The organism is Dialister hominis (assembly GCF_007164725.1).
GTDB lineage: Bacteria > Bacillota > Negativicutes > Veillonellales > Dialisteraceae > Dialister > Dialister hominis.
In genome coordinates, this window is sequence record NZ_AP019697.1 from 1,844,030 (window position 1) to 1,867,307 (window position 23,278).

The 23,278-nt window shown below is 51.3% G+C and carries 24 protein-coding genes; 7 read left to right on the top strand and 17 right to left on the bottom strand.

The features are described from left to right. Positions 1-75: 75 nt before the first annotated feature. The 6 genes from Dia5BBH33_RS08535 to Dia5BBH33_RS08560 form a co-directional block, all read right to left on the bottom strand. Positions 76-867 carry a metal ABC transporter permease gene (locus tag Dia5BBH33_RS08535; protein WP_143332782.1) on the bottom strand — a complete coding sequence of 264 codons (792 nt, stop codon included), beginning with the start codon at positions 865-867 and terminating at the stop codon, positions 76-78. Next, complete coding sequence (locus tag Dia5BBH33_RS08540; protein ID WP_108850954.1) at positions 860-1,522, bottom strand: metal ABC transporter ATP-binding protein; 663 nt, start codon at positions 1,520-1,522, stop codon at positions 860-862. Before Dia5BBH33_RS08540 ends, Dia5BBH33_RS08535 begins: the two co-directional genes overlap by 8 nt. Before the next feature lie 61 nt (positions 1,523-1,583). Beyond that, positions 1,584-3,221, bottom strand: coding sequence for a nickel pincer cofactor biosynthesis protein LarC (gene larC / locus Dia5BBH33_RS08545; protein ID WP_143332783.1), 1,638 nt, complete (start codon positions 3,219-3,221; stop codon positions 1,584-1,586). Further along, positions 3,214-3,984 carry a nickel pincer cofactor biosynthesis protein LarB gene (gene larB / locus Dia5BBH33_RS08550; RefSeq protein WP_143332784.1) on the bottom strand — a complete coding sequence of 257 codons (771 nt, stop codon included), beginning with the start codon at positions 3,982-3,984 and terminating at the stop codon, positions 3,214-3,216. Before larB ends, larC begins: the two co-directional genes overlap by 8 nt. A gap of 15 nt (positions 3,985-3,999) precedes the next feature. Continuing rightward, positions 4,000-4,830, bottom strand: coding sequence for an ATP-dependent sacrificial sulfur transferase LarE (gene larE, locus Dia5BBH33_RS08555; RefSeq protein WP_143332785.1), 831 nt, complete (start codon positions 4,828-4,830; stop codon positions 4,000-4,002). Positions 4,831-5,196: 366 nt separating this feature from the next. After that, positions 5,197-5,463, bottom strand: a complete 267-nt coding sequence (locus tag Dia5BBH33_RS08560; RefSeq protein ID WP_143332786.1) for a FeoB-associated Cys-rich membrane protein — start codon at positions 5,461-5,463, stop codon at positions 5,197-5,199. Positions 5,464-5,742: 279 nt separating this feature from the next. On the opposite strand from Dia5BBH33_RS08560, the gene lpxC reads away from it, so the two are divergent. From lpxC to lpxA (Dia5BBH33_RS08580), 4 genes are all read left to right on the top strand, one after another. Beyond that, complete coding sequence (gene lpxC / locus Dia5BBH33_RS08565) at positions 5,743-6,582, top strand: UDP-3-O-acyl-N-acetylglucosamine deacetylase (RefSeq protein ID WP_143332787.1); 840 nt, start codon at positions 5,743-5,745, stop codon at positions 6,580-6,582. Between the two features lie 47 nt (positions 6,583-6,629). Next, positions 6,630-7,097 carry a 3-hydroxyacyl-ACP dehydratase FabZ gene (gene fabZ, locus Dia5BBH33_RS08570; RefSeq protein ID WP_108850554.1) on the top strand — a complete coding sequence of 156 codons (468 nt, stop codon included), beginning with the start codon at positions 6,630-6,632 and terminating at the stop codon, positions 7,095-7,097. A gap of 139 nt (positions 7,098-7,236) precedes the next feature. Then, positions 7,237-8,049 (top strand): acyl-ACP--UDP-N-acetylglucosamine O-acyltransferase, encoded by an 813-nt coding sequence (lpxA, locus tag Dia5BBH33_RS08575; protein WP_108850553.1) that lies wholly within the window; start codon positions 7,237-7,239, stop codon positions 8,047-8,049. Between the two features lie 257 nt (positions 8,050-8,306). Further along, the gene (gene lpxA / locus Dia5BBH33_RS08580; protein WP_143332788.1) at positions 8,307-9,119 is read left to right on the top strand and encodes an acyl-ACP--UDP-N-acetylglucosamine O-acyltransferase; all 813 of its coding nucleotides are present in this window, start codon (positions 8,307-8,309) and stop codon (positions 9,117-9,119) included. 173 nt (positions 9,120-9,292) lie between these two features. Here the strand turns inward: lpxA (Dia5BBH33_RS08580) and Dia5BBH33_RS08585 are convergent, their stop codons facing one another. From Dia5BBH33_RS08585 to Dia5BBH33_RS08615, 8 genes are all read right to left on the bottom strand, one after another. Beyond that, on the bottom strand, positions 9,293-10,168 hold the full coding sequence (locus Dia5BBH33_RS08585; RefSeq protein WP_143332789.1) for an IS3 family transposase: 876 nt from the start codon (positions 10,166-10,168) through the stop codon (positions 9,293-9,295). Continuing rightward, positions 10,165-10,863 (bottom strand): helix-turn-helix domain-containing protein, encoded by a 699-nt coding sequence (locus Dia5BBH33_RS08590; protein WP_162297576.1) that lies wholly within the window; start codon positions 10,861-10,863, stop codon positions 10,165-10,167. Before Dia5BBH33_RS08590 ends, Dia5BBH33_RS08585 begins: the two co-directional genes overlap by 4 nt. A gap of 256 nt (positions 10,864-11,119) precedes the next feature. Next, positions 11,120-12,547, bottom strand: coding sequence for an MFS transporter (locus Dia5BBH33_RS08595; RefSeq protein ID WP_143332790.1), 1,428 nt, complete (start codon positions 12,545-12,547; stop codon positions 11,120-11,122). Between the two features lie 544 nt (positions 12,548-13,091). Further along, on the bottom strand, positions 13,092-15,626 hold the full coding sequence (locus Dia5BBH33_RS08600; protein WP_143332791.1) for an EAL domain-containing protein: 2,535 nt from the start codon (positions 15,624-15,626) through the stop codon (positions 13,092-13,094). A 483-nt stretch (positions 15,627-16,109) separates the two neighbouring features. Continuing rightward, positions 16,110-16,541, bottom strand: a complete 432-nt coding sequence (locus Dia5BBH33_RS11310; protein WP_232518038.1) for an ROK family protein — start codon at positions 16,539-16,541, stop codon at positions 16,110-16,112. Beyond that, on the bottom strand, positions 16,507-17,016 hold the full coding sequence (locus Dia5BBH33_RS11315; RefSeq protein WP_232518039.1) for an ROK family protein: 510 nt from the start codon (positions 17,014-17,016) through the stop codon (positions 16,507-16,509). Before Dia5BBH33_RS11315 ends, Dia5BBH33_RS11310 begins: the two co-directional genes overlap by 35 nt. Then, the gene (locus Dia5BBH33_RS08610; protein ID WP_108850546.1) at positions 16,997-17,473 is read right to left on the bottom strand and encodes a DUF523 domain-containing protein; all 477 of its coding nucleotides are present in this window, start codon (positions 17,471-17,473) and stop codon (positions 16,997-16,999) included. Before Dia5BBH33_RS08610 ends, Dia5BBH33_RS11315 begins: the two co-directional genes overlap by 20 nt. Then, the gene (locus tag Dia5BBH33_RS08615) at positions 17,470-17,937 is read right to left on the bottom strand and encodes a hypothetical protein (protein ID WP_143332792.1); all 468 of its coding nucleotides are present in this window, start codon (positions 17,935-17,937) and stop codon (positions 17,470-17,472) included. Before Dia5BBH33_RS08615 ends, Dia5BBH33_RS08610 begins: the two co-directional genes overlap by 4 nt. Positions 17,938-18,563: 626 nt before the next feature. Here Dia5BBH33_RS08615 and Dia5BBH33_RS08620 point away from each other — a divergent pair. Further along, positions 18,564-19,310 carry an IS110 family transposase gene (locus Dia5BBH33_RS08620; protein WP_143332793.1) on the top strand — a complete coding sequence of 249 codons (747 nt, stop codon included), beginning with the start codon at positions 18,564-18,566 and terminating at the stop codon, positions 19,308-19,310. Positions 19,311-19,325: 15 nt separating this feature from the next. Then, on the top strand, positions 19,326-19,769 hold the full coding sequence (locus tag Dia5BBH33_RS08625; protein ID WP_143332794.1) for a transposase: 444 nt from the start codon (positions 19,326-19,328) through the stop codon (positions 19,767-19,769). A gap of 105 nt (positions 19,770-19,874) precedes the next feature. Here Dia5BBH33_RS08625 and Dia5BBH33_RS08630 read toward each other — a convergent pair whose 3' ends face one another. From Dia5BBH33_RS08630 to Dia5BBH33_RS08640, 3 genes are all read right to left on the bottom strand, one after another. Next, a complete protein-coding gene (locus Dia5BBH33_RS08630; protein ID WP_143332795.1) occupies positions 19,875-20,177 on the bottom strand; it encodes a hypothetical protein in 303 nt (100 codons plus the stop codon). Positions 20,178-20,387: 210 nt separating this feature from the next. Beyond that, the gene (locus Dia5BBH33_RS08635) at positions 20,388-20,957 is read right to left on the bottom strand and encodes a flavin reductase family protein (protein ID WP_108850545.1); all 570 of its coding nucleotides are present in this window, start codon (positions 20,955-20,957) and stop codon (positions 20,388-20,390) included. Between the two features lie 172 nt (positions 20,958-21,129). Continuing rightward, positions 21,130-21,990 (bottom strand): AEC family transporter, encoded by an 861-nt coding sequence (locus tag Dia5BBH33_RS08640; RefSeq protein ID WP_232518125.1) that lies wholly within the window; start codon positions 21,988-21,990, stop codon positions 21,130-21,132. Between the two features lie 325 nt (positions 21,991-22,315). Between Dia5BBH33_RS08640 and Dia5BBH33_RS08645 the strand changes: the two genes are divergently transcribed. Then, complete coding sequence (locus Dia5BBH33_RS08645; protein ID WP_143332797.1) at positions 22,316-23,209, top strand: LysR family transcriptional regulator; 894 nt, start codon at positions 22,316-22,318, stop codon at positions 23,207-23,209. Positions 23,210-23,278: the final 69 nt, after the last annotated feature.

The window sequence follows — 23,278 nt, forward strand, 5'->3', positions numbered from 1 at the left end:
TCTTCTAATGGCGGCCGGGCCGCCGGATCCGAGTACCGGAGACGCATTCCCTTCCTCCCAGGAAATGCGGACTCATCAGCGCAGGACTTTTTTCGCCAGGATCGTCACAAGGAGCAGTCCGGCGGCAAAGAGCGCTGTGACGCCGCCCGGTGCTGCGCCTATGTAATAGGCTGCGAAGAAGCCCCCCAGTATGGACAGGAAACTGTACACCATCGCGGCGAGGAAGGTTGCGCGGAAACCTTTCCCCAGCTGCAGCGCCGAGGCCACCGGAAGCGTGATCATCGAGGTAATGACTAATATCCCGACAGATCGGATGGAAACGGAGATGACAGCCGCCACAAGGAAGGCGAAGACATAATTCAGTACTTTGACGTGCGCGCCGGCAACGCGCGCTGCTTCTTCATCGTAGGTGATGTAGAGAAGCTGGTGATAGTTCAGGATAACCGTCAGGACGGCGGCAAGGCTCAGGAGCCCTGTGATCGCCATGTCCTCATTGCTGACCGTCAGCATCGAGCCGAAGAGGTAGGCGTCGGCATTGGCATGGAGACGCCCGGAGCTGATCAGCGTGATGGCGATGCCCACGGAGACGGAAAGGACGACGGACAGGATGAGGTCGGTATATTTCTTGAAATACTGCCGGAGAAATTCGATCATCATCCCCGCAAAGGCGGTGAAGACGAAGGAAATGAGGACAGGACTCTCCCGGAAGAGAAGCCCGAGCGTGACACCCGCCAGAGACGAGTGCGCCAGGGTATCCCCGATCATCGAGTACCGTTTCAGCACCAGGAAAAGCCCGATGCATGGGCAGAGAACGGCGATGCAGATGGAAATGATGAGCGCATTCTGCATGAAGGTATAGCTAAACATGGCCGCCCTCCTTTTCTATGTATTCTTCTATATAATGGCGGACACTGCAGAGGTGGCCGTGTCCGTGTTCGACGTGGTAGAGGCGGTCGGATACTTTGCCTGCCTCAGCGAGGTTGTGCTCGACGGCAAGGATGGTGACGCCCTTGTCCTTATGGAGGGTATCGAGTTCCTTGTAGATGTCGCGCTGGCTGGTCAGGTCGACGCCGGTCGATGGTTCATCGAGGATGAGGAGATCAGGGCTTCCCATGAGCGCCCTTGCGATCAGCACTTTCTGATGCTGGCCGCCCGAGAGGCTTCCCATGAGCTGTTTCTTGTACCCTTCCATGCCTGTCACGGAAAGGACCTGATCCACGTCGATTTTCTTCAAATGCAGCAGTTTCCCGTAGGAATGGATGACTTCTTCCACGGTGATGGGAAAGGAGGCATCCGAGGCGGACCGCTGCGGTACGTAGCCGATGCGGCGGGCGCGGCGCGTGACCGTCCCGGAGACCGGTTTCAAGAAGCCCAGTATGATTTTCAGAAGGGTGCTCTTGCCGCTTCCATTATTTCCTACGATGGAAATATACTCTCCGCCCGCCAGATGGAAATCGACGTTTTCCAGGAGCCAGGGAGCGCTCCCCGTGTAGGAAAAATATAAATTCTCAATGGTCAGCATGATGGATCCCTCCGGACCTGCAATGAAAAGGGCGGCTGCCAATCCCGCCGCTCTTTCGTAATCAATCTAATTCTTCTGCCGCTTTGCGGACAGCTTCAAATACTTCATGGAAGGACGCTTCATTTTCTTCCGCCAGTGCTTTCACGGATTCGTATTCCGGATAGTTGCGGACGGTATCGGAAAATGTGACCTGCTTCACAAGTGCCTGCCCGAAAGGTGTTTCGACTTCCCTTTCTTCGCGCTTCAGGATGACGCGCATGACGCTTGGAAATTCGCGGACGCCGATGGTCGTCGTTTCGCGAAAAATGATGTCTTCCAGTGTTTCACGGATTTCCTTCTTGCAGATAACGGTCAGTTCCCATGCAGGACGGTTCTTCTTCATGAATACCGGCGCATAGTGGACGTCGAGCGCCCCTGCCTGCATCAGCTTTTCAAGGGTGTAGCCCAGGACTTCGCCCGAGCAGTCGTCGATGTCGGTTTCAATCTTCAGGACTTCGTCTCTTTCTCCTTCTCCCTGATTGTCGGAAACGAGGAGTGCGCGGAGAATGCCGGCTCTTTCGGTGTAAGCGCGTTTGCCTGCGCCAAGGCCGATGCGTTCGATGCGGAAAAGGGACGGAAGCGTGTGGGATGTAGCCAGTGCGCATGCAATCGCAGCACCAGTCGGGGTGACGAATTCCCCTGTGGCATCCATGATTTCAAGCGGCATGCCGCAGGCAGTCACGATGTTCAGCGTAGCTGGCACCGGTACGGGCAGGCGGCCATGCTGGCAGCGGACAGTGCCTGTGCCTTCGGAAAGCTTTGGCACGATGACTTCGGAAATGCCAAGGCTGTCGAAGCAGACGGCAGCGGAAATGATATCCACGATGGAATCGGCAGCGCCGACTTCGTGGAAGTGGACCTCATCGATCGGAAGGTTGTGTGCTTTCGCTTCTGCTTCCGCAATGAGCATGAAAATCTTCTTTGCGATTTCACGGGCATGATCCGTCATGGAAGCGCCGTCAATGACCGCCATGACATCCGCCAGATTGCGGTGTTCATGATGGTGGTGATGGCCATGAACGTGGTCATGATCATGATAATGGCCCTCTTCGCCATGGAAATGCGGGCAGTGATGTTCTTCATCATGGTGATGATGATGGTGTCCTTCCTCGCCATGGAAGTGCGGGCAATGGTGTTCTTCCTCATCATGATGGTGGTGATGATGATGTTCTTCACCGTCTTCATGGCAGTGGCAGTGGTGCTCGCCTTCTTCGTCATGGTGATGATGATGTTCGCCGTCTTCATGGCAGTGGCAATGATGTTCGCCTTCTTCGTCATGATGATGATGATGTTCGCCTTCTTCGTCATAATGATGATGATGTTCGCCTTCTTCGTCATGATGATGATGTTGTTCGCCTTCTTCGTCGTGATGGTGATGATGTTCTTCCGGGACATCGGAAGAAACGACCGGATCAGGGCCGTAGAGGTATGCCATGTCATGGTCGTGGTTTTCATGTTCTGCATCGAGGATGACATTGAAGTCGCAACAGTTGATGCCGGATTTCTGTACGCGGGAGATTTCTGTCTTGAAGCCCTTCACCGGAAGGGAAGCGAGTGCTGCTTCCAGTGCTTTCTGGTCAGCGCCCAAATCAAGCATGGCAGCAACGAACATATCTCCGCTGATGCCGGAACCGGTTTCCAGATATAATTTTTTACTCACTGCTTTTTCCCCTTTCTGCAAGCCTGTTAATTTGGGTCGCCACGTAGCCGGCACCAAATCCATTATCAATATTGACTGTGACGATGCCGTTCGCGCAGGAATTGATCATCGTCAGAAGCGCCGAAAGGCCGTGGAAGCTGGCGCCATAGCCGACCGATGTCGGAACGGCGATGACGGGATTCTTCACGAGGCCTCCGATGACAGAAGCAAGAGCCCCTTCCATCCCGGCGACGGCGACGACGCAGTTCGCGCTCCTGACCAGGGTTTCCTTGGAAAGGATCCTGTGGATGCCGCTCACGCCCACGTCGTAAATGCGCTCGACATGCGTGCCGAAGTATTCAGCCGTCTGGGCCGCTTCTTCGGCGACGGAAATGTCCGCCGTGCCGCCTGTGCAGACCGCGACGCAGCCGATGCGTTTCTTTCCTTCTTTTTCCTTCTTCAGGATATGGGAGACGGGGTCATAGGAAATGTCGGGGATCCTCTCTTTCACGAGTTCATACTGGTGGGAAGAAGCACGCGTCCCGAAGACTTCCCCGTCCAGCTCATAGAGCTTCTGGAAAATGTCTGCTATGAACTTGTCGGACTTTCCCTGGCAGTATACGACCTCGGCAAAGCCGGACCTTTCTCTTCTGTCCGTGTCGAGCTTTGCATATCCCATTTCCTCATACGAACGCGAAGCAGGGTTGGCGCGGAGCAGCTCTTCGGCCGCTGCCGTATCCATCGTCCCCTTCTTCACTTCTTCGAGTATTTCCCTGACATCCATCGTCTCACCGCTTTCTTACATTTCCAACTGATCCTTGCTCAATACTTCATCCATGCTTCCCATACGGTAGCCCAGAAGATCCATCGTCACATACGTGAAGCCGATCGCTTTGAATACGCGGGAGACTTCATCGTGCAGCTTGAAGAGCTTGAAGAGTTCTCCCGGGAGCACTTCGATACGCGCCAGATTTCCTTCATGCACGCGGACGCGGAGCTGTGTGAAGCCTTTGGAGAAAAGGAAATTCTCTGCTGCTTCGACCATCGCAAGCTTCTTGGCCGTGATGCCTTCGTTGTAAACGAAACGTGTCGCCATGCAGGCAAAGGACGGCTTGCTCCATGTGGCAAGGCCGGCTTCTTTGGAAAGGGCACGGATGTCTGCCTTGTAAAGTCCGGCATGACGGAGCGGGCTCTTGATGCCGAGCTCTGAAAGCGCTGTGAGACCAGGCCTGTACTGCGATGCATCGTTCATATTTGTCCCGTCGATGACGTAAGCGAAGCCTTCTTCTTTGGCAATCTGCTGCAGCGTGCTGAAAAGGAAGTGCTTGCAGAGATAGCAGCGGTTCGTCGGATTTTCAGCGAAGCCTTCGATGGCGAACTGGTCCATCCTGATGACCTTCTGGCGGATGCCTTCCTTCGTGCAGTATTCCATCGCGTCAGCCACTTCCCTTTCAGGAACGGATGCGAGATTCATCGTGACAGCCATGGCTTTGTCGCCGAGGACTTTATGAGCTTCATGCATAAGGTATGTGGAATCCACGCCGCCGGAGAACGCCAGCATGACGCTGCCGAGCTCCTTCAGGTATGCTTCCAGATCGTCTTGTTTCTTCTGTAATTCCTTAGTAAGCATAAGATTTCTCCATTCTTTTTTTGAAAAAGACCGCAGACTTCAGGCGCATGGCCGGAAGGAAAGAGAGCGGCTCTGTAACGCGGGGATTTCCCGTACTTTTTATTATAACATTTCATAGAACAGAGAAAACATGACAGATATGAATGTATAAAGAAAGCGGCTGTGGAAATGTAAAATCATTTCGTCACAGCCGCCTTTCGTGACGGTTTATTTGACTAGAGGATACCCGCAAGTATCTTGGGATTAGCTGAAGACAGAAAACCATACAACCAGCCTTCGGCTGAGGAAATGCAACTCATCCGCCCGACATCAGAATTTGAGGTCGGGCACCTTCCCTTCCAGGGCAAGGTCAAAACTGCCATAAAACTATTTTTCTTCCATCATCTTGCGGATTCGTTCCCTGCGTCTTCTTGCTGCTTCTTCATCGACGATGATATGATGTCCTGCCGGTGTCACGACTTCCATAGGCTTTTCGGGAACGGCTTCCCTGCCATAAGTGCCGTAATCGAAATCGCCGCCAAGTGCGCAGCTTGCGCAGTCAGCGCCTCTTGCACCGCGCCACATGCGGTACAGGCAGTATCCGAACCAGCCTGCAATGACAGCGATGATGAGTCCTACAAATATATTGTTCATAGATGCCTCCCCTAGTATCTTTTGGAACGAAAATTAAGAACAAATCGAGTGAAAACCTTTCTCAATATGATTATAGCACGAAAGGCAACTTGGTCAAATGCGAAACGATTGCAGTTTCCTCAAAATTTCATGCGCGCCTTACTTCGAAATTCATCTATATCAAAGTGGGCAAACTCCCGTCTCTGTCTAATTTCTACGCCCTTTTAACTTGTACTGAAATACAAAACAAGGTATAATGAAATAATTGTAAAACGGAATTTAATGTAAAGGGAGCAAATTGTGAAAAGAAATCAGCACACCATCGGGAAAGATGTCACGTACAAGGGCCTGGGTCTCCACTCCGGCATGCCTGTCACCATGACCATGCATCCCGCCGCTCCGGGGGCAGGAATCATTTTCAAGCGAAGCGACCTGCCCGGAGGACCGGAAGTGCCGGCACAGTCCCGGTACATCACCAATACGCTGCGCGCAACGACACTGGAAAAAGGCGAAGCAAAGGTCTTCACCGTCGAACATGTCCTCTCCGCGCTCTACGCACTCCAGATCGACAACTGCGTGATCGAAATGGATTCACCTGAACCGCCCGTAGGCGACGGCTCTGCGAAAACCTTCTGCGACATGGTTCAAGAAGCAGGCATTGAAACACAGGATGAGATGATCCCGATCCTGACACTCGATACAAGCGCTGCTGTCTACGAAGACAACAAATTCATCACAGCCCTTCCCTATGACGGGCTCCGCATCACATTCACCTCGATCAATCCGCATCCCCTTCTGGGCACACAGATGAGAGACGTCGTGATTGACCACGACTCCTATATGAAAGAAATCGCGCCGGCAAGAACGATCGGATTCACATGGGAACTCGAAGCCATGAGAAAGATGGGCCTTGGCAAAGGCGGCACACTGGAAAACGCCGTCGTTTACTCCGAGACCGAATGCCTCTCTCAGCTGCGCTTCCCCGACGAACTTGTCCGTCATAAGATACTCGACATCCTGGGAGACATTTCCCTCGTCGGCCCGCTTCATGCGCACATCATCGCCGTCCTCGGCAGCCATAAGCTGAACGCCGAACTTTCTGAGAAACTTCAGGCTTTGAAAAAAGACCTCAAGGAATAAAGGAATAAATCCGTACGCACCACCCACATTTCAAGGAGGAAATTATTATGGAAGAAACACAGGAAAAGTTACATCTGAACGTTGAAGAAATCATGGAAATCCTGCCGCACCGCTATCCGATGCTTCTCGTCGACAAGATCACGGAAATGGTACCGATGGACTATGCGATCGGGCAGAAATCCGTCACCATGAATGAACCGTTCTTCCAGGGCCACTTCCCGGGCCGTCCGATCATGCCGGGCGCCCTCATCTGCGAAGCTATGGCTCAGGTAGGCGGCGTTGCCCTTCAGTATCCGGAAGAAAACAGAGGACTCATCCCCATGTTCACAGGCATGGAACGCGTCCACTTCCGTTCCCCGGTCGTACCGGGAGACGTTCTCGTCACCAAAGCTGTCATTGAAAAGATCAAGGGCCGCATGGGCAAAGTCCACTGCGAAGGCACCGTAGACGGCGTCCGCAAAGCAGATGCTGACTTCATCTTCTACCTGATGGATCAGAACAAATCTAAGAAATAAGACTCACCAATAAGCAAGACCGTCCAGGCCGCTTCCCCGCAGCAGGAAACAGCCGATTTCAAAATCATGGACAATCATTCAGGGACCCGCCCGGCTCCGCTGCCCGGCCGCCCGTAAAACAAAGGGGAAATATAAGAACATGGAATTAAAAGTGATCAAACCGATAGATCCGGCGATTCATCCGACTGCCATCATCAATCCTACCGCTATCATTCATAAAAACGTCACCATCGGACCATACGTAGTCATCGGTCCGAGATGCGAAATCGGAGAAGGCACCATCATTGAATCTCACGCCGTCATCGCGGAAAACGTCCGCATGGGCAAGAAGAACCACATCTTCCCGCACGCCGTCATCGGAGAATCACCGCAGGACCTCAAGTATGCAGGCGAGTACAGCACCGTCGTCATCGGAGATGAAAACGACATCCACGAATTCGCTACCATCCACCGTGCAACCGGTGAAAACTGCGAAACCCGCATCGGTTCTCACAACATGCTTCAGGCATACACCCACGTAGCCCACAACAGCAACTTCGGCGATTACATCGTCGTATCCAGCTTCTCCGGCGTTGCCGGCCACGTCACTGTCGAAGACCATGCTGTCATCGGCGCCATGAGCGGCGTCCACCAGTTCGTCAAGATTGGTGCTTTTGCCATGATCGGCGGTATGTCCAAGATCGTTCAGGACGTATGCCCCTTTGTCATCGCTGACGGCAACCCTGCCAGAGTCGTAGGACTCAACGCAGTCGGCATTGCCAGAAACAAGATCCCGGCCGAATCCAAGAGCGCGCTCAAAAAAGCATACCGCCTCATTTTCCGCTCGGGCTTGAAACTCAACGATGCTATCCAGGAAATGGAACAGGAACTCCCGTCCACTCCGGAAATCGAACATCTTCTCCGGTTCCTCAGGAACTGTGACCGCGGCCTCTGCCGTACAAGAGACAGATAATACAGAAACCTCCCGTCGTCCCCTTTCGACCGGGAGGTTTTTTCGTGCCCGGAATACCCGCTATTTCCGACCCGCCATTGAACGTCAAAAAACTGACCGTCTCGAATCTGTAAAAATTTTCACGATTTCATATCGCATCTATTATGATATGATGAGAATTTATCACAATTGCAGAATTATTTGACAAACAGGTCTATAATATAAGAAAGTGTCCGACAGTCAATTTTTAACGTTACTAATGAAATGGGGAATGGATCATGGAACTTAAAGCTATCAGACCAATAGAGCCGGACATTCATCCGACGGCCATCATCGCCCCGACGGCAATTCTGCATCACAACGTGAAAATCGGACCGTACGCCGTCATCGGCCCAGGGTGTGAAATCGGAGAAGGCAGCATCATCGAATCCCATGCAGTCATTGCGGAAAACGTGCGCATGGGCAAAAACAATCACATCTTTCCGCACGCCGTCATCGGAGAAGCGCCGCAGGACCTGAAATTCAAAGGTGAATACAGCACCGTCGTCATCGGGGACGAAAATGAAATCAGAGAATTCGCCACCATCCACCGCGCGACCGGCGAAAACTGCGAGACCCGCATCGGATCCCACAATATGCTTCAGGCATACACCCACGTAGCCCACAACAGCTGCTTCGGCGATTACATCGTCGTATCCAGCTTCTCAGGCGTAGCAGGCCACGTCACCGTCGAAGACCATGCCGTCATCGGCGCCATGAGCGGCGTCCACCAGTTCGTCAAAGTAGGAGCCCTCGCCATGGTAGGCGGCATGTCCAAGATCGTTCAGGACGTATGCCCCTTCGTCATCGCCGACGGCAACCCCGCCAGAGTCGTAGGCTTGAACAGCGTAGGCATCGCAAGAAACAACATCTCTGCCGACGTCAAGAGCGCCCTCAAGGAAGCCTACCGCCTCCTCTTCCGCTCGGGCTTGAAACTCAACGAAGCCATAGAAGAAATGGAACAGGAACTCCCCTCCACCCCGGAAATCGAGCACCTGCTCTACTTCCTGAGAAACTGCGACAGAGGCCTCTGCCGTACAAGAGACAGATAAAAGATTGTAATAAGAAGAGGCTGTGCCAAAATCCGCTAAAACGCTGCTTTTTCCTTTTCTCGAGCGAAGCGAGGTTTAAGGGTGTTAACCTTGCTCCGAAGGAGAAGGTGGTGCGGATTTGTTAATACAGACAAATAAATATCATAAAAAATCTAATCGTACCTTAATCTTAATCATGCAGCCATTGGAGCTGCGTTGAATACTTCCATTGGGGCTAAAAGATGTAATTTGCGCTGAATGCGTTTGTTGTTGTAGAAGTAGATGTAGCCGTTGATCATGCTTACCACTGCTTTGCGGCTGGTGAATTTACGTGTGTAGTAACGTTCGCGCTTCAGCATTCCCCAGAACCCTTCCATCAGACCGTTGTCTGCACAGTAGCCTACGCGGGACATGCTGTGAACCAGTCCTGCTTTTTCAACGATCTTATGGAATCCGTTGCTTGTATACTGGAATCCGCGGTCAGTATGAATCATTGGATGTGCTCCTGGATTCTCTTTAAGCGCCTTTTCCATTGTCTCAAAAGCCAGTGCAGTATTGTTTCTGTCGCCGATGACATAAGAGACAATCCGACGGTTATGGCCATCAATAATGGCGCTTAAATATAACTTATGCAAAACTCCATCAGCCGTTGTGTATTTGAATTCGGTGACATCCGTCATCCATCTTGCATTGGATACGCCTGCATCGAAATCACGGTTCAGCAGGTTTTCAAAAATGTACTTTGGATCCTTTGCGTTACGAGTGCAGCCATCGGTCTTGTATTTGATCACGGACTTAATATTAAGTATCCGCCTGACACGAAGAACCAGACTGTCACTTACCATAAGGTGGCTCTCGCTATACTTCTTGATCCAATCGTTCATCCGGCGGTATCCCATATCCGGATATTCCTGATGGATTTTCACGACCTCCTGTGCGACCTTTTCTCTCAGCAGTTCACGGCCGCTCTTAATATGATTCAGCCAGCCGTAATAAGCTGCCCTGGAGACCTTTGAGAGTCGGCAGAGACTTTCTATGGAGATGTTGGTTTCTTCATGGACTTCTTTTATGGCTTTAAAATCTCTGAGAAGGTGAGTAAGGCTGAATCCTTCGAGGAACGCAACCTTTCCTCTATCTCCATCTTTTTTTTTAGCAGGGCAATCTCTGCTATAAGATCCTTCTTCTCTTCAAGAAGTCTGGCATTCTCCTGACGCAGCCGTTCTTCTTCGGTCCGGGGCGTTTGGAGCCTGATTGGCTTTCCTCTGTAATCCTCAAGACCAACTTCTCCCATCTCCTTGAACTTTTTTACCCATGTGTAGAGTGTTTGGTAGGACATGTTGTACTTCTTGGCTATCTTGTTGTAATCGCATCCACTGGCGATGCACTCCTGAACGATTCTGACTCGCTCTTCCTTGACCGATTGCTGGCGTTTGCCCATAAGATCTCCTCCTTCAGAAACGAGGTCTGTCAACTTATGCTCATTATACGCCTCAATCCATGTTTTAAGGGAGAGAGTGCCGGAAATTCTGTATTTGGCACAGACGGAAAGCATGGAAACGCCGCCTTTAAGATATTCCTTTACGGCCTGGATCTTCATCTGATTGGAGTAGTAAGACAAATGCTGCCTGGGCCGCAATCCCTTAAAGCCCTCCTCTTTATACCGGAGAACCCATTTTCTGAATGTTATGCGGCTCATATGAAGATTTTCAGCTGCCTGGGTAATCGTAACACCTTGATAGAGATATGAAGCAATCTGGTCTAACATTTCCTCCGGGGACGCTTTGGTTTTACATGGCATAAGAATGACCCCCTAATATATTTATGATATTATTCTGTCTTTCTTGTTGAATCATACCAAGGTGTCAGCGTAGCTGACGGATACAGTAGTTCTCGAGCGAAGCGAAATTTTATGGTTTTCAAGCAGAACCAATAAATACAGTTGTTAGATAACCTTTTAATGAAATATCCCAACACAAAAGGGAGCTGCAGAAATGATTGTACATTTCTACAGCCCCTCATTTTTACTGGTTATACGATTCTGATACTGCCATTTCTGTTTTTTCCATTTCGTCTTCTGCTCTTCCAATGCCTTTTGGAATCAGGGTGACGATAGCGAGGATGGCGAGGAGGCCGAAGGCTACGTTGACGAGGATGCCGGCGGTAGCAGCGGCGGCGAGGTTTGTGCTTTCGGCGAAGGCTCCGTAGACAGCGGCGGAGATGGCTACGCCGAAGGCGCCTCCCAAGGAGCTGGCCATTTTATAGACACCGGCCGCCTGGCCGACTTTGTCGGACGGTGCATTGGAGACGGAGGTGTCGGTGGACGGGGTCGCGTAGATGCCGAGGCCAAATCCGAAGAGGCAGAAGCCTACGAAGACGACGACGGTATAGGTGAGGTCCGGGAGGAAGGTCAGGCCCATCATGGCGATGCCTGCTGTGGTGATGGAGGCGCCCCACTGCATCGGTTTTCTGGCACCGACTCTCTGGAGGATCTTTTCTCCGACGCGGATCATGGCAAGGACGGCGACGAGGTAGCCGAGGGAGAGCATGCCGGACTGGAAGGCGGTGAAACCGCGGCCTACCTGCGCATAGGTATTGGCGACGATCAGTGTGCCTGCGACGGCATTCAAAAGGAAGTTCGACGCGGCAGCACCGGCATAGGGCTTGCTCCTGAAGAGTTTGAAATCAAGGAGTGCGTTGTGTTTATTTCTTTCCACTTTCACAAATGCGGCAAATCCGATCAGGATGGTGGCAAGAAGGCCGAGTGTCCTTCCGCTCGTCCAGCCAAAAGCAGCGCCGAAGTTGATGAATATATTCAGTGCGACCATGGTCACGATGAAAATGGAAAGGCCTGCAAAGTCGAAATGGAAGGGTTCGTCGGAATCTCTTTTGCTTTCCGGCGTCGCCCAGAGGAGTATCATGCCAAGGGCAGCGAAAATGATGGAAAAGACGAAGATGCCTCGCCAGCCGAAGCTGGATGCAATGGCGCCGCCCGCGAAGGATGCGATGCCGCCGCCTCCCCGGGAGCCGATAGACCAGAAGCTCAGGGCTCTCTGGCGGGCTTTCCCTTCGAAATAGGCATTCATGAGGGCAATGGTCGAAGGCATGATGCATGCGGCCGACAAACCCTGAATGATGCGGCCCGCGATGAGGAGCACCGCGCCCTGCGAAAGGACGAGGCAGGAAGAGCCGATGATGCTCAGGACAAATCCCAGGTAAGCAATCTTCTTCCTACCGGTCTTATCCGCCAGACCTCCGGCAGCCACGATGAAGAGGCCCGAGAAAAGAGCCGTCAGGCTGACCGCAATATTCAGCGTATCCAGCGGAATCCCAAGATCCGCCTGCACGGCAGGTCCGACATTCACGATGGCCTGCGCGAAAAGCCAGAACGTAATCACGCCAAAAACAATCCCGGCGATCATCCGGTCTGTCCCTTTATACCCCATTTTCATACTTTCGACATTCCTTCTTCTCAGACGGATTTCCAGAAGATCCGCTGAGCTTTGACCATAAGAAATTCCGAAAAAAAGATGTTCCCGCATCCTCTTTCGGTTGTCTAAGGCATCCCGCCTTAGAGCGCATACGTCTATTATATGAAAAAAAAGAGCCAATCACAAATTTGATTTGACAAAAACGCATGATTGCATGGAACGATGTGGGAATTAGAAGGATGGGTGGGGAAATGGAAAACCATACAGCCTCGCTTCGCTCGTGGTAATCAACCCTATCCGCCCTTTTTAGAAACTGCACCTTTGGGAAACCCTAAAACCAGCCTACGGCTGAGGAAATGCTGTTTCCGCCCGGCATAAGAATTTAAGGCCGGGCACCTTCCCTTCCAGGGCAAGGTCAAAACCGGCCTACGGCCCTTCTTCTCCGTCTGGGAAGGCAAGTATTAGCGGCGCTCAGGGAAATACACCGGCCCTACCGCCCATTTCCCTACGCAAAAAGGGCTGTGATGAATGGTTTCCCATTTACCACGGTCCTTCTTTTTATTCTTTATTCTGCTTTGTTTTCGGCTGTTTTCAGTTCTGGTTTGTCGTCTTTGATGTATTCCTTGAGGACGTGTTTGCGGAGGGTCTCGTCGTCCAGGGGCGAGAGTTTCGCGGTGTAGAGGAATACTTTGCCATTGGTCTTCGGGATGGAGATGATGGTGTGGACGTCCCAGGTGAAGTTGCCGTCGGCGCCTTTGGTTCTGAAGTAGTCGGCAATCATGCCTTCGGGGCTGTCTTCGATGCGCTGTTCCATGTTATCGAGACGGACGAATTCGAGGAAGCGTTCCTGGTCATCCGGGTGGATGTTCTGCCTTGCGTAGCTCAGGCGGACTTCTTCAAGGCCGTAGGTCTTCTGATGGAGGAATTCCCAGGAGCTGGCGGAGGCGACGATCGGGTTACAGGAGTTTTCGTCGAAGTTGATGATGAAAACGGTATTGTAGAGGTAGTAGATACTTCTGACAAGGCCGTCGAGCATGTCCTGCTGGCGCTGGTCGCTGTTGAATGTGACGTTGATAAGTTCAGCCCTGTGGATGTGCTTATTTCCGCAGGAGGCGATGGTCTTGCAGCGCAGGCGCATGTACTGGTTCTTGGATGTATAGGTAAGGACCTGCTCTTTCCCGGATTCCGCGATTTCATTGGCAAAATTCCTGAAAAGGTGGGACAGCGGCGAGGCATTGTCGTTGATCGTATGCTCGGACATGTCCGTAGAGGTCGTCCCGGCAGTAGCGAGGGATTTCATGAATTCATTATTGACGAAGAGGTATCTGAATTTCGTTCCGTCGTCTTCCAGAAGGGCAAACGGGCAGTTCGTCAGGAAATCTTCTCTTCCTGCTGCATCATAGTACTGCGCCATTTCTCTTGTTTCCGTGACCCAGTGCTGTTCTTTGATGCGTTCTACGACGTTATCGTAGGGCATTGGTTTTCCGAAGTAGTAGCCCTGGATTTTTTCGCATCCGATGCTCTTCAGGAAATTGAGCTGTTCTTTCGTCTCGACGCCTTCAGCGAGTGTCTGCACGCCGATTTTTTTGGCCATGCGGACGGTGCTTTCGATGACGCTCTTCGCTTTTTCGGTGAAGTGCGCCAGGAATTCCATATCGATCTTCAGTTCATCGAAGCTGTAGTCCTTGAGGACATTCAGCGAGGAATAGCCGCTGCCGAAGTCGTCCATCCAGACCTGGAAGCCTGCTTTATGGAAATTGTCGATTTCTTCGCTGATCTTGCGGAAGTCATGGACGAAGACGCTTTCAGTAATTTCCACATTCAGCATGTAGTGCGGGACGCAGTACTTGTCGGTGATGCGGTTCAGTTCCTCGAGCACTTCGCAGGTGAAGAAGTCGATGCGGGAAAGGTTGAAGGAAACGGGCACAACCGGTTCTCCGCGGTTGACGCGTTCCCTGTAGTTCTGGCAGACATGCTCGATCATGTACATATCGAGCTTGCTGATTTGACGGCTGTCTTCGAGAGCCGGGATGAAGATGCCGGTCGAAATGAAGCCCTTCTCAGGATCTTCCCAGCGGGCCAGTGCCTCCAGGCCGCAGAGCGTGCCGGAAAGGGAACGCATGACAGGCTGGTAGTAGACCTTGATATATCCGTTCTTCAGCGCTTCGTCGATATGGTAGACAGCGTAATTTCTGAGCTCGGACAGGTTCCAGACTTCATCGGTATATTCGAGGATATGGACATCGAGGCGGTCGCGGATGCTGTCGCAGGCAAGCTTGGCCAGATCGCAGGCAAGTTCCGGATTGACATTGAAATCGGTGACATGGTACACGCCGAATTTCGCATCGAGGCGTACGCCGCTTCTGAGGCTCACAAGCTTCTGATAGACCTCGCGGGCCCTCAGCTTCAGATCCACATAATCGGTCAGGACGACGAAATGGTCGTCAGCAAAACGCGCGATGTAATCATGCGGGAATACTTCCTTCAGTATATCCGCCACATCACGCAGCAGCTGGTCGCCTTCCTTGCCGCCGTACTGCACGTTGAACATTTTGAAATTCTTGATATTGAAATAGAGGATTGCCGTCTCGGGCGCTTCTGTATTGAAGCTGCGGTGCTTGAGTTCATTGCCCGCATGTTCCAGGAATCGCTTCTGCCCGGGGAATCCCGTCAGCGAATCAATGTCCCTCGTCAGATCCTTGACACGCGAGTCCATGACAAAGGCGCAGAAAACATCTCCTTCGCCGGGCAGTTTCACCCTGCGTCCGAAGTTTTCCACGTACACAATTTTCCCCGTGATGGTTCTCACTCTGTAATTCACGTAATCATGGAGGTCCTTGCTGGAACGCATCTGTTCGTCGATCTCGCGTTCCACGCGGCCTACATCATCGATATACACAAAATGACGGAATGAGCCGAAAGTGTAATTGATAAATTCATGCGCATCTTTGCACTCCAGCATCTGAATGACGCCCTTGCTCGCATAAAGGATTTCCTTTTCCCGGGTACCCCGATACACAAGCACACCACCCGGGAGTTCGTCCAGAACACTTCTGAACGCATCCGGGATACCGTTGCCCGGATATGTTAATTCTCCCATCGCTCTTCACTTTCCTATTCTTCTGAAATTGACGCCGGCCTTCCCTTGCCGCGTCTTTATAATGTCCGGACTCTTCCGTTCCATGACAGCTTTTTGCCTTTATAAGTATATCGAATTATATCGTTCTTGTATAGGTTATTATCGCTGCCAATACACCTCGCATACCCTTTCCGCGGGAATCCGCCATCCGCGAGAAAACCTCGGAGACGCGGAAAAAGCGGGACAAAAAGCCCCTCCGCATTTCCGGTAAACGTACCGTTCCCTTCCTTATAGAATATTTAAGGAATTAGATATACTAAATGTTTATAACATTTCTATTAATAAATATCTCTAAATAGAATTTATTTACATGGTTCCGCAATAATATTTTTATGAATTATTTATATTTATCTATAGTATATATGTTTTTCAGGGAAATTGCAAAGGAGGAAAGCGCAGCAGAATGAATTTTGCTCAACTTTCCTCCCTTTTATTTCCGATTCCTCAAGATTTCAGCCAATCATAGCCCATGCGGCAGGCACCGGCAAGTCCTGCATCGTCTCCCAAAGCGGGCGGGACGATGTAGTCCGAGAGGTCTCCGTCAAGGATCGGTGCATGGACGTAGCCGTGCATCTGGTCCTTTACCCTTTCCCTGACCATCGGGAAGAGGGATGCCTGGTGCATGACGCCGCCTCCCAGGATGATGATATCCGGCGAGCAGAGAAGCGCGATCTGTGATACGCCCTGCGAGAGATAGAACGCTTCCGTCTCCCAGACTTCGCTGCGGCTTCCCAGGTTTTCCCCCTTCTCGCCCCATCGTTTTTCGATGGCAGGCCCTGCGGCATACCCTTCGAGGCATCCGGCAGGCAGGAAGGAATCCCTGTGGAAGGTGCAGCAGCCTTCATACGTATCTCCAGGCGCGCGGACGACAGGCATGTGGCCGGCCGCCTTCGGGATGGACGAGGCCGTGGAGAGGCTTGCCGCCGATCGAAAGGCCGACACCGATGCCGGTCCCGACGGTGATGTAAGCGACGACGGACTTCCCCTTTCCTGCGCCGTAAGCGCCTTCACCAAGCGCCGCGCCGTTCACGTCCGTATCGAGCACGGCCGGCACGCCGATTTCCTTTTCGAAAGGTCCCAGAAGATCGAAATGCTCCCAGCCCTTCTTCGGTGTCGCCATGATATGGCCGTAAGTCGCAGAGTCCTTCCGGAGATCCAGCGGTCCGAAGCAGGCAACGCCCAATGCTTTGATCGGGAAATCTTTGAAATAGTCCGCCGCTTTCCTGACTGCCTCTTCCGGGCGCCCTGTCGCAAAGCGCATCCGGTCCAGGATATGGATGCCTTCCTCCGTTACCTCTGCCGCTCCGCAGACGATCTTCGTCCCGCCGGCCTCAATTCCTCCGATCAGCATTTCTTTCCTCACTTTCTATATCCATCGGAATCCGTCCTGCTGCCAGATCTTCCTCATCATAGACAGGGATTCCGGCCTCCTTCAGCATCGCGGCAAAGACGCCTTCTCCGGGCACCCTTGTCCCGGAAAATGTACCGTCATAGACTTCATGCACGCCGCAGGTCGGGCTTCTTGCTTTCAGAATGGCAAAGGCAATGTCTTCACCCTCGATTTCTTTCATGATCTTTCTTGCGCCGGCTCTGTAGATTTCATCCATATCCGTCCCGTCTTTCCGGACGATACGGCCGCGTAGGATCTCCACGGGCGGACGCGGAATGGGCATGCCGGCAGCAACTTCGGGGCAGACGGGGATGACGTCCATCCCTGCTACGAAGGAAATGACGCCTTTATCCGTATTCGCGCCTCCCTTGTAGCGGCAGGGAACGCCAAGGAGACAGGCACTCACGATGACCTTCATGATTTTGCCACCGAGAAATGCAGACGGGAAACGGCTTCCGTCAGCGCATCATACGGCAGGTACGTCGCGGCATAGAGGTACGTGTCATTTCCGATCGGCTCGATGTAGTAATTGACCAGTCCCTGCGGTCCTGCCATGCCGTAGCTGAACGTCTCGCCGTCCTGCTTGTAAATGTCTGCTACGCCCATCTCATTCACACGGTCGAGGAGCTGCGCCTTCTGTGCTTTCGTGAGGAATGCGCAGGTCAGCATGACTTTCTTCGCCTGATGGACGATGAGCGAATCGCTCGTATACTCCATCGAATAATCATCCTTCGTGTCGAGCTTGACCTCCAGCTTCTCGCCAGCCGGTGTCTTGAAGGAAAGCGACTGCGTATTCCCGCAGCCCGCCATCATGAAGACCGCCACAAGGACGAGAAGGAAGGACAGCGCTTTCTTCCAGGATTCTCTTGCCAGTTCCGTCATATATACTCCATTTCTATTTCTATTTCTAGTAAAAAGATAAGCTGCGGCAAAATGCGCAATCATCCTGCCACAGCCGCTTTTTCTCTGAAATTTATCTATCGAGGAAATAGACAAATTCAGTCCTAACAAAAATCTGATAAAAATAAGAAGGGCTGGTCTGCTCAAATAAAGAGCGAATGGAAAAATCATACAACCGGACTTCGTCCGTGGTAATCAGCCCTATCCGCCCGGTCTTTTTAGAAACTGCACCTTTGAAAACCATAAAACCAGCCTGACGGCTGAGGAACTACATCTCATCCGTCTCGTACACTAACTTATTAGGCATTTGTGCAATTACCATTATTGTCAACTGGTATACGAGCCACCTAGTACAATAGAAGTGTAGTAGATAGGTCGCTCCTATCCGCTGCACTTATTGCATATAATTAGGGGAGTAGATGGCTTGACGGCGACCCACCGGTCCGTTTACTGGACGTGGAGAAGAGGGTCAGCCTTCCCCTTATTATGTGTGCTCGCGTTAGGCAGGTTTATCTCCGTGTTCGTGTAAAAAAACTAGTTTGAGTGGTAATAAGTGTGTGAAGGATTAGCGTCTACCAACTACAAATATCTTTTATAGGAGGTCACTTATGATCTGTGTAGGTATTGATGTATCCAAGAGAAAAAGTACGGTGTGTTTCATGGCGCCTGGCGACAAGATCATCCGCAGGCCCTTTGATGTTAAGCACACAAAAGAGGAACTTCAGCCTCTGGTCGATGAAATTCGGGTACAAGCAAAGTATGACGAGATAAAAGTCGTCATGGAATCAACAGGTGTCTATCACCTGTCGATAGCCTATTTCTTGCAGCAGAATGGGATTTTTGTATCTGTCGTCAACGCTCTGAAGGTTGCTAATTTTAATAAGGCAGAGAACTTCAGACACACAAAGACAGACTCCATCGACTCCACGAATATTGCCAGATATGGAATCGCTTATTGGGCAAAGTTACCGCAATTCGATCTTAATGGAGATAAGTATTTCCTCTTGAAGAGACTCTGCGATGCTTATCTTAACTTTTCGGAGGAAAGAAGCCGCATCCTTCTCCAGCTGCAAAGTCAATTGGAGCAGACCATGCCAGGAATCTTCGATCTTTTTGGAGGATTCGACATAAACAGCGGTAAAGGCAAACTGCTGGATTTCCTGGAAAGGTATTGCCACATTGAGGATATTATTGCTAAATCGGAAGCAGAATTTGTCTCATCTTATCGCGAATGGGCAAAAGAAAAAGGATACCGTTCCAATGAGAGTAAAGCAGCGACGATCTACGCTCAAGCAAAGAATGGTATCCCTTCCATCCCCAATAATCCAATTGTTAGAGAAACCATCATGTGGTAAGCCGACGAGGCTCTTATGGCTAGTTTAACACGAATGGAAGATATAGCCAAGGATCTGCCGGAATATGAACTCGTCGGCGAGATGGGCGGAGTCGGAAGAGTTACCAGAGTAGCGCTTATTGCCCAGATCGGAGATGTGAGACGCTTTAAAAACAAGCATCCTCTGATCTGCTTTGCAGGCCTGACCCCATCAATACATGAATCAGGGAAATTCCGAGCCTCGCAGAATCACATAGTAAAGAAAGGTCCTGCGCGGCTGCGGAAAGTATTGTATCAAGTAATGATGTTGTTAGTTATGCATAAAATCCCCAAAGATGATGCAGTATATAGGTTCATAAAGAAGAAAGAGGCAAAAGGAAAGTATAAAAAAGTAGCAAAAGTAGCAGGAATGGCTAAGTTTTTACGAATATACTACGGCCGGGTGATGCATTTGTATCGCGACTTAGGCCTTGCTGCGTAAATAAGGCAAACAAGTGAAGAAAAGCGAAAAAAGCCGAGTGTGAGATCGGCTTTTTCGTAGTGCAATGAATTAGTCGGCCAAACTCCAAAATCTAATCAGTTAGGATCAGTCAGGAAATCCGACAAGAAATTCTATAAGAAATTCAAAAAATACCAAAAAATTAAAATTGGGGCTTGTTCTTGTGTAGCAGGTCTTCTCCTTCGGAGCAAGGTAAAAGGCAATTCTTCCCTCCGTGGGGGGCAGCTTCACAAGGAATAAGGAAAAGAGTTCAGTTCTTATTTGTTTTGGACCTTTTGTACCCCATCCCATACGCCCTTCCCCGTCTGGGAAGGCGAGTTTAAACCGGACAGCCGGCTTGCAGCCTGGGAAATGCAACTCATCCGCCCCGTACACTGGCTTATGAGACATTTGTGTCGCTACCGCTGATATCCTTTCCTATTTACTGCACCCCTTTCGTCGCCTAACGGCGCCGCTTCCCTCCGTCGGGGGCAGCTTCACGAGGAATAAAAGAAAAAGCTCGACTCTTATTTGTTTGAAACCTTTCTTAATCTTATCCCGACCTTCTCTTCCAGAGCAAGGTCAAGAGCATTCTACCGCAAGCCCTCCCTCTTTATTCAATTATTCTTTGGTGAATTTGGTTCCTTCTCTCCATGCGCGGCCTGCAACATCGCCTAAACGGATGTAGGTGCCGTGGACGGGGTCGAATGTCAGGGGTTCGATAAGAGACGGGTCGAGCTTGCCGCCGGTCAGGACGGATTCATCAGCCAGGATATTGACGATTTCTCCTACGATGTACCAGTCTTCGCCTTCCTGTGTGGTCTTCACGACCTTGCATTCGAAAGTGAGCGGGAATTCTTCAATGACAGGAGCGTCTACATGCTCGCTCTTGACGGCATGGAAGCCTGCCTTCTCGATTTTCCCTTTTACCTTGTGGCCGCTGACGGTGCCGAAGTAGTCAGCTTCTGCCATCGTCTTCAGGGTCGCCATGCTGACGGTGAAGGCGCCGGTTTCCAGGATATTGTCCGTCGTCTTGTGGTTATGGTCGAGCATGAAGCCAATCTTGTTCGTGTCATAGATGCCGCCCCAGGCAGCGACCATGGCATCAGTCTCCCCTGCTTTGTCCTGGGAAACGATGACGAGCGCCGGCTGCGGATAAATCCATGATGCGGGTTTGAAACTTTTCTTCATAGAAATCCCTCCTGTATCCAAAATTCCCTTTATTTTATTTATACATTCTAAAGATTATTATACCACGGGCGGGGAGCGTGAGCGCCCTTCCCCGTTGGCCCCGCGCAGTAAAAATCCCGATGGAATCCGGGAAGAGATTCCATCGGGAGGAAGGGATTATTTATGTATATCCTCAGGAGAGGAGGTACATATAAAAGGGAATGAAGAAGATCCCCAGCATCAGGGAGACGCAGTTGATCATCGTCGAGTAATCAGCATCGGCGCCGACGGAATTGGCGAGAATCGTCATGTTCGTCATAGCCGGCATGCCTGCCTGCATGAGGAAGACCTTCGCGGACATCGCGCTGACCGGAATGAACGGCAGCAGGATGAAAAGGCAGAGCGGTGAAAGGACGAAGCGCCCGAACATCGCGCCCACAAGATCGCGGTCGAGACGGATCTCGGAGAACGGAATATGCGCCATCTGGATCCCGATGACGATAAGGGCCATCGGCGTTGCGATATTTCCTACGTAATGGCATGCCGTCAAAAGGAAGTGCGGCAGCGGAATATTGAGGAGAATGAGGAGAACGCCTGTGATGAATCCCATGAGCGGCGGTGTGCGCAGCTTCAGGAGCATTTCCTTCACAGTGAATTTATGGTCACCGCCGGCATCCTTGACGATGAGGTACGCGCCAAGAAACCAGAACATCGCGGTATTTGCGATATAGTACAGCATGCAGGAAGGCACGCTCGCTTCACCGAAGAGTGCCATATTGACCGGAAGGCCGATGAAGATGGCATTCGCAATGCAGCAGGTGCAGGTGAAGACGCCGCGGCGGCTCTTCGTGATATTCAGCACTTTGGCCAGGACGCGGCCGGCGAGGTACGCCACGAAAATCGAGGCAAAAGGAAGAAGCATGTCCGGCGCTGTTTCGATCAGCTGGTCATGCGTGAAATTCGAGTATAAAGAGTAAATCATCAGAGGCGGCAGCGCCACTGACATCGTAAACTTCGTCAGATCTTTCCCGGCGGACTCCCAGAAGAAACCCATCCGGCTCAAAAAGAAACCTAGACCCGCAATCACAGCTACTTCAAAAATACCTGACAACCCCTGCAGAATCGCATCCATACCCCAAATACCTCAAATTTTCTAAATTTTCAATAACTAACCCAAGATTTATACAAAATTGCACTGAAATTCTGTTTACAGCATAGCCTATCTTGTCATATAATTCAAATTAAGATAATGAATTTCACTTATAACGATTCAGTATAATTAAACATCTCGATTGTTCTATGTTCATTATTTTTTCGAATAAGCGGAATCGCGTATTCGCATAAGTTCTTTTTTATCAATAGAATAGGGGGGAATTCACTTGAATCTGGAATTTTACAAAAATTTCATTGCGATCGTCGAGGCGGGGGGCCTCAATAAGGCATCGCGCCAGATCCATGTCGCACAGCCTGCACTGACCCGTCAGCTCCAGCTGATGGAAAAAGAATACGGGGCTGCGCTCGTCGACCCAAGAAGAGGCCGGCACAGTTTGAAACTCACGGAAGCCGGATGGATCTTCTATCGCCAGGCAAAACAGATTTATGAGACAGACCAGACAACGCACGCGGAAATCGAAGCGCTCACAGCAGGCCTCACAGGCACCCTGCGCATCAGCGTCTTCCCGTCGTACGCGCCTTTCCTGTTCCAGAAAATCATTCCGCAGTTCCATGAGAAATACCCGGACCTCTGCTTCCGCATCCGCGAATCCTATCACACTACGCTCGTCGACGACATCCGCACCGGCGTCTCTGAAATAGGCATCGCCAATGCGCCGCTTCCTGATCCGTCCTTCTTTAAGATCCTCAGAAAGGAAGAATGCCAGATCATGATCGCAGGCCCGAAGGGAAGCCCGCTTCTTGCAGAAAACGAGACCATCACGCCCGACATGCTCGCCGGACAGCCTCTCGCCGTCAGCAGAAGCACCGAAGAAATCATCAAGAAACTCTTCCGCTCCCACAACATCGTCCCGAGAATCCTCTTCTCCCTCGACACACGCTCCTCCGCCATGGACGCCGCTGAAAGCAAAATGGCATTCGGCATCGTCGTCAGGGACGAAGGCGATATCTATCCGACAGAAACCCTCACCTTCCGTCCGCTCGCCATGCCAGACGTACCGATTGGAAAGACCTTCTTCTGCCAGAAAGGCCACCGCCTGAGCAAAGCCATGGAAGAATTCCTGGCAGCATTCCCGGAAACCGCTGAAATCGAAGAATAATAGAACATAAACATAAAAAGAGCACATAAAGCCAGCCTGCTTTCGTGTGCTCTTTTTGCGTGGGGAATG